Source organism: Oleiphilus sp. HI0067 (assembly GCF_001635735.1).
Genome location: NZ_LWFI01001173.1, coordinates 1 through 1,305, shown reverse-complemented (window position 1 = coordinate 1,305; position 1,305 = coordinate 1). Strand labels below are relative to the sequence as shown.

Sequence of the window (1,305 nt, the reverse complement as noted above, 5' to 3'; positions counted from 1 at the left end):
TTTTGAATTTAGATTGCCGGTAGAGCTTGTGACTTGTGCCGTGTAGTTGCCTTGATCAGTTTGTGTTGCGCTTTCTATTGCAAGCGTTGCGTTCGTTGCTCCTTCAATCGCATTGCCATCCTTAAACCACTGGTAGCGCATGAAACCTCCACCCTCAGCCGAGATCTCAAAACGAACGTTATGTCCTGCTAATACATCTTGGTCAGATGGATGTTGTGAGATTCTGAGAGTATTGAGAGCTTCTGTTACTGTGATTTTTGCAAAGGACGAGTAGAGCACCTCACCCTTATATTCAATGATGGCACGATAATCACCAGCATCACTTTGACTTGCGTTTGAAATGACTAGTGTCGAGCTATTTTTATTCGCTAAAACGCTGGCACCTTTCTGCCAAGACACATTCGCATCAGAGCCTGCATTTGTATTGATATTGAGTTCAATAGATTGGCCACTGACAATCGACTGTGATCGTGGTTGCTTAGTAATCTTAAGTGAAAGTTCTTTTGGTTCCACACTGAGAGAAGCGGAAGATGAAATGATCTGATTTTGCGCGTTGCGAATGATTACATCATAGACGCCTGCGTCGTTTAATGAGGCATGTGTCTTTCCGTAAATTGCATCATTGGCACCAGGGATAATTTCTCCGTTGAAACGCCATTGATATTGGAGTACTTGATTTGAGTATGCCTGAGCTCTTAAGAAAAACGGGGAATACTGATTAACATTGGCGTCAGTAGGTGATGAAAGCAAGAATATGTCAGCTTTATTCTGAGAGCTTGGGCTTGCTATAAGCTCAGGATGTTGATCAGTAACAGGAAGGTGGTGATTAACACTTAGAGCCAAAACTTGAGCTTGCTCGAGAATGCTGCTGATTGGAAAGTTATCAATAGTAATGCTGGCGTCATACCAAGATTGTGTTTGAGAAAGATTATAAAAACTCGCACCGATGATTGCTTGAATAACGTCATCAGAATCGTTTTGAGCAAGGGCGGAATCATCTGAAATGTCGATCAGCTCGCTGATCAGAGGCGAGTTACTGAGTTGAAATGTTTCCATAACCCAGCGTTCTGCAAATTCTATATTGCCACGGGTTAAGCCTCCTGGGAGATTAAGCGCAGTCGCTACGATTAGATGACTTAGTGCAGAGACTTTCGCATGCTTTTCACCGAAGCTATCTGTTGCAATCAGCCCTAACAATTGAAAGCTGTCGTCCACGTAGCTTTGTTCTCCAAATGCACTTAAGACACCTGAGTGTTCCGCAATACAGCCCTCAAGCAACTCACAGGTCATGGTAGTGACAACTGG

The 1,305-nt window shown here is 43.4% G+C and carries 1 protein-coding gene; it reads right to left on the bottom strand.

Annotated features, from left to right (window positions below):
- Positions 1–1,305, bottom strand: a 1,305-nt coding sequence (locus A3739_RS17335) for an immunoglobulin domain-containing protein (protein ID WP_156502648.1), incomplete at both ends; no start/stop codon positions are given.